The 7,459-nt window shown below is 74.4% G+C and carries 3 protein-coding genes and 2 pseudogenes; 3 read left to right on the top strand and 2 right to left on the bottom strand.

Annotation, left to right across the window (positions count from 1 at the left end):
- Window positions 1-1,188, bottom strand: coding sequence for a phosphoglycerate kinase (locus BJF79_RS64825; RefSeq protein ID WP_075907190.1), 1,188 nt, complete (start codon window positions 1,186-1,188; stop codon window positions 1-3).
- 88 nt (window positions 1,189-1,276) lie between these two features.
- Window positions 1,277-2,274 (bottom strand): annotated as a pseudogene (gene gap, locus BJF79_RS47525) (type I glyceraldehyde-3-phosphate dehydrogenase).
- A gap of 564 nt (window positions 2,275-2,838) precedes the next feature.
- On the opposite strand from gap, the gene BJF79_RS47530 reads away from it, so the two are divergent.
- From BJF79_RS47530 to BJF79_RS54885, 3 genes and pseudogenes are all read left to right on the top strand, one after another.
- Window positions 2,839-4,557: a heparinase II/III family protein gene (locus BJF79_RS47530; protein ID WP_075907183.1), complete on the top strand. Its 1,719-nt coding sequence runs from the start codon at window positions 2,839-2,841 to the stop codon at window positions 4,555-4,557.
- Window positions 4,558-4,892: 335 nt separating this feature from the next.
- Window positions 4,893-5,582, top strand: a complete 690-nt coding sequence (locus tag BJF79_RS47535) for a hypothetical protein (RefSeq protein WP_075907184.1) — start codon at window positions 4,893-4,895, stop codon at window positions 5,580-5,582.
- Window positions 5,579-7,459 (top strand): annotated as a pseudogene (locus BJF79_RS54885) (hypothetical protein); the annotation flags it as partial. The gene BJF79_RS47535 and the pseudogene BJF79_RS54885, both read left to right, overlap by 4 nt.

Here is a 7,459-nt window from a genome sequence, read left to right on the forward strand (position 1 = left end):
TCAGTCCTCCAGTGCCTGCAGGCCGGGGAGCGTCTTGCCCTCGAGGTATTCGAGGCTCGCGCCGCCGCCGGTCGAGATGTGCGAGAAGGCGTTCTCGTCGAAGCCGAGCCGCCGGACGGCCGCGGCGGAGTCCCCGCCGCCGACCACGGTGAACGCGCCCGAGTCGAGGAGCCCCTGGGCGACGGCGCGGGTGCCGTGCGCGTAGGGCTCCATCTCGAACACGCCCATGGGGCCGTTCCAGAACACCGTCCCGGCGCCGTCCAGCCGGGACGCGAACAGCTTGCCCGACTCGGGGCCGATGTCGAGGCCGATGCGGTCCGCGGGGATCGCGTCGGCGGCGACGACGTCGTGCTCGGCGTCCGCGGCGAACGCGGTCGCGGCGACGACGTCCACCGGCAGGACGAACTCGACGCCGTTCTCCTCGGCGCGCCGCAGGTAGTCGCGGACGGTGCCGAGCTGGTCCTCTTCGAGGAGGCTCGCGCCGACCTCGTGGCCCTGCGCCTTGAGGAAGGTGAACACCATGCCGCCGCCGATGAGGATGCGGTCGGCCTTGCCGAGCAGGTTGTCGATCACGCCGAGCTTGTCGGAGACCTTGGAGCCGCCGAGCACCACCGCGTACGGGCGGGCGACGTCGTCGGTGAGCCGGCGCAGCACCGACACCTCGGCGTCGATCAGCTCGCCGGCCGCGTGCGGCAGCCGGGCCGGGACGTCGAAGACGCTGGCGTGCTTGCGGTGCACGGCACCGAACCCGTCGCCGACGTAGCAGTCGGCGAGGCCGGCGAGCTTGTCGGCGAACGCGCCGCGCTCGGCGTCGTCCTTGCTGGTCTCGCCGGGCTCGAAGCGCAGGTTCTCCAGCAGCGCGACGTCGCCGTCGCCGAGGTCGCCCACGGCGCCGCGGGCGGACCCGACGACGACGTCGTCGGCGAACACGACACGGACGCCGAGCAGCTCGCCGAGCCGGATCGCGACGGGGCGCAGCGAGAACTCGGGCTTGAACTCGCCCTTGGGGCGGCCGAGGTGGGCGCAGACGATCACGCGGGCGCCGCGCGACCGCAGCTGCGTGATCGTCGGCAGCGCCGCCCGGATCCGTCCGTCGTCGGTGATCTTCCCGTCCTCCAGCGGGACGTTCAGGTCAGCGCGGACGAGCACCCGCCGTCCGGCGACGTCGAGATCGTCAATGGTGCGCATCGGGATGCGGTGTCCTTCCGGATACGGCCCCGCCGCGGCCGCGCGCGTCGCGCGGCCACGGGCGGGAAAGACTGGTCGGGCGGTGCGGTCAGAGCTGCGCGCCGACCAGCTTGACGAGGTCGACGAGGCGGTTGGAGTAGCCCCACTCGTTGTCGTACCAGCGACGACCTTGACCTGGTCGCCGATGATCTTCGTCAGGCCGGCGTCGAAGATGCAGGACGCCGGGTCGGTGACGATGTCGGCCGAGACGATCGGGTCCTCGGTGTAGGTGAGGTAGCCCTTCAGCGGGCCCTCGGCGGCGGCCTTGAACGCGGCGTTGACCTCTTCGACGGTCGTGTCGCGGGACACCTTCGCGGTGAGGTCGGTGGCCGAGCCGGTCGGCACCGGGACGCGCAGCGCGTAGCCGTCCAGCAGGCCCTTCAGCTCCGGCAGCACCAGGCCGATGGCCTTGGCGGCGCCGGTGGAGGTCGGGACGACGTTCAGCGCGGCGGCGCGGGCGCGGCGCAGGTCGCTGTGCGGCGCGTCCTGCAGGTTCTGGTCCTGCGTGTAGGCGTGGATCGTCGTCATCAGGCCCTTCTCGATGACGAAGTTGTCGTGCAGGACCTTCGCCAGCGGGGCCAGGCAGTTGGTGGTGCAGGACGCGTTGGAGATGACGGTGTGGGCCGCCGGGTCGTACTGGTCCTCGTTGACGCCCAGGACGACGGTGAGGTCCTCGTTCTTGGCCGGGGCCGAGATGATGACCTTCTTGGCGCCGTTGTCGGCGTGCACCTTGGCCTTGGTGGCGTCGGTGAAGAAACCGGTCGACTCGACCACGACGTCGACGTCGCCCCACTTGATGTTGGCGGGGTCGCGCTCGGCGAACGCCTTGATCGTCTTGCCGCCGACGACGATCTCGTCCGCCGTGGCGTGCACGTCCTCGGGGAAGCGGCCGAGGATGCTGTCGTACTTCAGCAGGTGGGCGAGCGTCGCGTTGTCGGTCAGGTCGTTGACCGCCACGATCTCGATGTCGGCCCCGCTCGCCTTCACGGCGCGGAAGAAGTTGCGGCCGATCCGGCCGAACCCGTTGATGCCTACTCGGATGGTCACGGAACGGCTCTCCTCGTACGTCGATCGCCCGGCGCGTCGTCCAGGACGGTTACGGTCGGTGCGGGGATCCCCCGAACGGGCTCTCCCCGCCCCCGACCCTATCCAATGACCCGCCGGTAGCTTGACACCGGTCACGTGGGAATCGGGGGGTGATCCGCTTTCCCCCGCGCGGGGGAGACGCTCCTCGGTACCGGAAGTCCGTCTCGTCGATCGCCCGGTGCCGCCGGCCGGTCGCGTGGAGGACGCCCGACCGGATCCCCCGGGCTTCCGCGCTTTCAGCGATCGCCACGTCCGTCATGCCCCCGAACCGGCCGCAAGCGGACACCCGGATCGCGAGTTCACCCGGTCTTCACCCGGCGCCACCGGACATTCATGATCACGACATTCGCGCAGGTCATCTCCATGGGGACGTCCATCGTCTCTGCCACATGATGATCCAGAACCCACGGGCGGCGACCGCCGCCGCACTCGCCGCACTGCTGCTGGCCGCGTCCGGATGCCGGGACGCCGCGCCGCCGGTCCCGGTGCCGCCCGCGGCGGCCGCCGCGGCCACCGCGAGGCCGTGTGGCGCTCGGCTACAACGGGCTCGACCGGCTCAACCCCGCGGACGCCGTGCGGGCCGGGCGGTTCGAGACGGTCGGCAAGGAACCCGTGCGGGTCGGTTCCGGGACGGACGTCGACTGGCACCTGAACCCGTACGGCGACCGGACCTGGCTGCTGTGGTTCCACTCCCTCGAATGGCTCGGCGGCACGATCGAGGAGTACGAGCGGACGGGCGACGCCGCCGAGCTCGATCTCGCGGCGGGGATCGTCCGGGACTGGCTGGCCGACAACGGCGCCCCCGAGCGGTTCGGGGAGGACCGGCGGGAGGCGATCGCGGAGGGGACCAAGTTCCGCCTCGCCACGCTGGTGTGCCTGCGCGCGCACCGCGCGGCCCCCTGGCTCGACGACGCGATCGCCCGGCACGCGTCCTGGCTGGCCGACCCCGAGCACTACTCGGGCCCGTGGAACCACGGCACCGACGAGTCGATGATCCTGCTGACGGCCGCGTGCTCGATCGGCCGCGACGACCTCGCGGACCTCGGCCACGACCGGCTGCTGGACTCGGTGTTCGACCCGCCGGGCGGCGTCCGGCCCGCCATCGACGCGCAGGGCGCGAACAACGAGCAGTCGACGCACTACTCGGTCTACAACCGGTCGCGGTGGCGCAAGGCGATGACCGTGATCCGCGCCTGCGGCCGCGAGGTCCCGGCCGAGCTCGAACGCCGGCACGCGCTGATGGACGAGTTCATCGCGTTCCAGACCACCCCGGCCGGGGACCTCCTGCAGATCGGCGAATCGCAGGCCGCGCGCGCCGCCGACACCGGCGCGTCCGACGACGGGCCGCTCGCCTACGTCGCGTCCCAGGGCGAGAAGGGGACGCCGCCGGACGCGCGGGCGCGCGTCTACGAGGCCGGGTACGTGGTCGGCCGCTCCGGGTGGGGGAAGGGCGACCGCGCCTACGAGGACGAGACGGCGTACACGGCGCGGTTCGGCCCCGGACGCTACGCCCACGGCCACAACGACCACATGGCGCTGACGTTCCACGCCCTGCGGCACGACGTCCTGGTGCCGAGCGGGCACGTCGGCTACAACGACGAGGCGTGGCGCGAGTGGCTGCACTCCCCCCGCGCGCACAACACGTTCGTCGTGGAGGACGCGACGTTCCGGCACGGCGCGGCCACCGAGCTGATCCGGCACCGGTTCCGGGAGGGCGCCGACACGTTCGCCTTCTCCGACACCGCGTTCGCCGGGACGACCCGGACCCGCTCGGTCCTGGCGGCGTCCGGCCCGGACGCGCTCGTGGTGCTCGACGAGGCGCGTTCGGCGGCGTCCCGCGACATCACGCAGTTCTGGCACCTGCCCCCGGAGTACACGGCGAAGGCGGGCGGGACGGGCGCCGTCGCGTCCGCGGACGGCGTCCGCGTCCACTTCCTCCGGATTCCGCTGCCGGGCGCGGCGGCACCGGGCGCGGCCGAGGTCGTCCGGGGGCGGCCGTCACCCCCGCAGGGCTGGATCTTCCCGTCACCGGGGAAGAAGATCGCCGCACCGACCGTCGAGTTCCGGGCCGCCGGGGCGCGGGCCCGGATCCTGACGCTGATCGCCCCGGTCCGGGGCGCGGCCGCACCGACCGTCCGGACGGCCCCGCTGCCCGGCGGCGGGGTGCGCGTCGACGCCGTGCTGGACGGGCGGCGGCTGACGTTCACCGCCGCCGCCGACGGCACCCTCCACCGCGAACCCTGACCCCGGCCCCGACGCCCTGCCTGCCCCTGCCGACCGGACGCGCCTGCCGAGGGGTACTGACAAGCGGCACCGCCCGAACGATACGAACCGCCCGCCACCCACCGACCATCCGCTGACCGGACGCGCCGAGGGCGGCCCCTGCCGAAATCACTGACAGGAACTACCGCCCGGACGGGACAACGCGCCCGGCGCCCGACCCGGCATCTGCCGACCACGAACGCGGCGGCGTCCGCCGACGGGGCGCGGGGCGGGGCATGGGGCCACATTGGTCCGGTATGGCGGAATTTTGGTGGCCGGAATGCCTTTTATCGGGCCGACCCCTAAGATCCCGTACCATGCTGCGGATCGCGTTCATGCTGATGGCCGCGGTGCTGCTCGCCCTCACGACGCCGACCGCGGTCCTCGCCGGTCCGGCCGGGAGCGCGTCCGCCGACGGGCTGCGGGCCGAGCGGATCGCCCGCGCGCTGCGGGAGAACCCCGTGTACGTCACCGACCACATGCTCCGTGCCGTCACGCCCGACACCGGGACGCGCGTCGCGCGGGCCCTCGACCGGCTCGACGTCCCCTACTACGTCGCGCTCCTCCCCTCCTCGCTCGGAGGCCCGCTCGACCAGGAGAAGTTCGCCGCGCTGCTGTACGACCACCTCGGCCGGCCCGGGCTGTACCTCGTGATGGACGACGGCCGCGGGACGGCGCGGATGTTCGGCGGCGGGCATTCGCTGCGGGCCGAGGACGCGTGGCGGTCCGCCGAGTCCCGGCTGGCCTCCGACGCCGGGCCGGTCGCGCTGGTGGAGACGTTCGTCCGGGTCGTCGGGGACGGCACCGCCGGGCAGTACCTTCCGGCCGACCAGCGGCCCAAGTCGCGCACCCGCATCGAGCTCGACCGGCGGGACCGGCAGGAGGCCGCCGCTGCCGACGCCGAACGCACCGCCGTGATCGGCGGCGCCGCCCTCGGCGCCCTTGCCGTCATCGGGCTGCTGACCGGGGCCGGGTGGGCCCGCGCGCGGCGAGGCGGGAACCGATGAGGAGATCGCCGCGTCGCACCGCCGCGCTGCTGACGGCGATCGCCGCCGCCGTGTTCGCCGTGCCCCTCCTGGCGCCGCCCGCCGGAGCCGATCCGGACGACCCGCTGCCGCGCCTGCCCGAGCACGGCTACGCGCGGGTGGACCGGATCGCCGCGGCCCTCGCGCGCGGCCCCGTCTTCGTCGACCCGGACCTCCCGGCGGCGCTGCGCGGCACCGATCTCGCCGAGGTCCGGCTGGCGGCCGGGGACGCCGCCAGGGAACTGGACGCCCCGGTCTGGGTGGTCGTGGCCCCCAACCCGGTGGAGTCGGAGTCGCAGGGCCGGAACACCCTGCTCGCCCGCCTCCTGCACGAGCGGACCGGGAAGGACGGCCTGTACGTCGTCGCCGACGACCGCGGCTGGATCGACACCGTCGCGTTCGACGTGCGGCGCAGGTTCTCCGCCATGGACGGCGAGTTCGAGCGTCCGCCGGAGACGGACCGGCTCGCCGGGCTGGGCGGGCGGATCATCGACCGGATCGAACGGGTGCGGGGCCTGCCCGTCACCGACGCCCCGCAGGACGACAACCTGTACGGGCGGCTCGTGCCGTTCGGGGAGGAGGACCGTCCGCTGCGCGACGTCGAGCCCGAACGCACCGGCCCGTTCCTCACGGGCCTGCTGCTCATCGGTCCCGTCGGGGGCGCCGTCCTGTACGCGTGCGTCCGGCTCGTGCTGCGGCGGCGGCGCGGCGCGGCACCGTCCGTCCGGCGGCGGCGCGCCCGAGAAGCGGGACGCGCCGTCCAGGCCGAGCCTGCGCGCGCTCCGCCGCATCGCCGGGGACGACCTGGCCGCGCTGCGCACGGCGCTGGTGGACGACACCGGCCGGGACGCCGAACGCGGGCGGCGGGCGACGGCGGCGTTCGACGCCGCGCAGATCCTGTTCGACGACGCCGGATCCGATCCGGGCCGCGCCCACGACCTGGTCGTGGTGATCGTGCTGGCCCGGGAGGGGCTCGCGGCACTCGACCGCGACGGGGCGCCGTCCCCGCCCTGCTTCGTCAACCCGCTGCACGGCCCGGCCGACCGCCGCAGGCGGATCCGCGCCGTGGACGGGGACGGGCGGCGGCGCGTCTGCGCGGCGTGCGCCGACGCGCCGCACGACCGGCTCAAGTCGCTGACCCTGCGGATCCCGCACCCCGGCGGGCGGGTCCCCCACCACGCGCTCCGCGGCCCGTGGATCGACGTCGAGTACGGTGCGCGCTCGTCCCTCGCCCGGCAAGTCCTCACCCACCTGGAAGTCGAGTCATGACCGCCCCCTCCCCCGGCGAGCGGATCGCCGCCGAGCTGCGTCGTTCCCCGCTGCACATCGACCCGTCGCTGGAGTCGGCGCTGCCCGCGGACCGGCGGCGGCGGGTGCTGGCCGAGCTGGCCCGCCAGCCGCGGCCGACCTACGTCGTCCTGGTGCCGATCATCGCGGGCGGCACCTGGCAGGAGCCGGACCAGCTCGCCTCCGTCGTCCAGTCGCGGCTGGGCCGCCCCGGCGTCTTCATCACGCTCGGGCGGTACGCCGACGACCTGAACGCCCGGCTGCTGCCGGACGACCCCGGAAACGATCAGGCGACCGGGGTGCGCCGCGCCGCCCTGGCCGTCTCCCTCGACCCGGACTTCCGGAAGGCGCCCCTCGCCGACCGGCTCGACCGGACGCTGGAGCTGCTGCGCACCGGCAAGGGCGAGGAGGAGTACCGGCGGCAGTCGGCGGCCCTGCGGGAACGGTCCCGCTCCCGCGAGGCCGCCGACGGGGGCGGTTCCGGGGACGGCGGCGGCGGGGCCCTCGTGCCCGCGCTGGGCGGCGCGGCGGTCGCGGCGGCGGCCGTCGGCGGGCTGCTGCTGTGGCGGCAC

The sequence above is a fragment of the Actinomadura sp. CNU-125 genome (genome assembly GCF_001942465.1).
Taxonomy (GTDB): Bacteria; Actinomycetota; Actinomycetes; order Streptosporangiales; family Streptosporangiaceae; genus Spirillospora.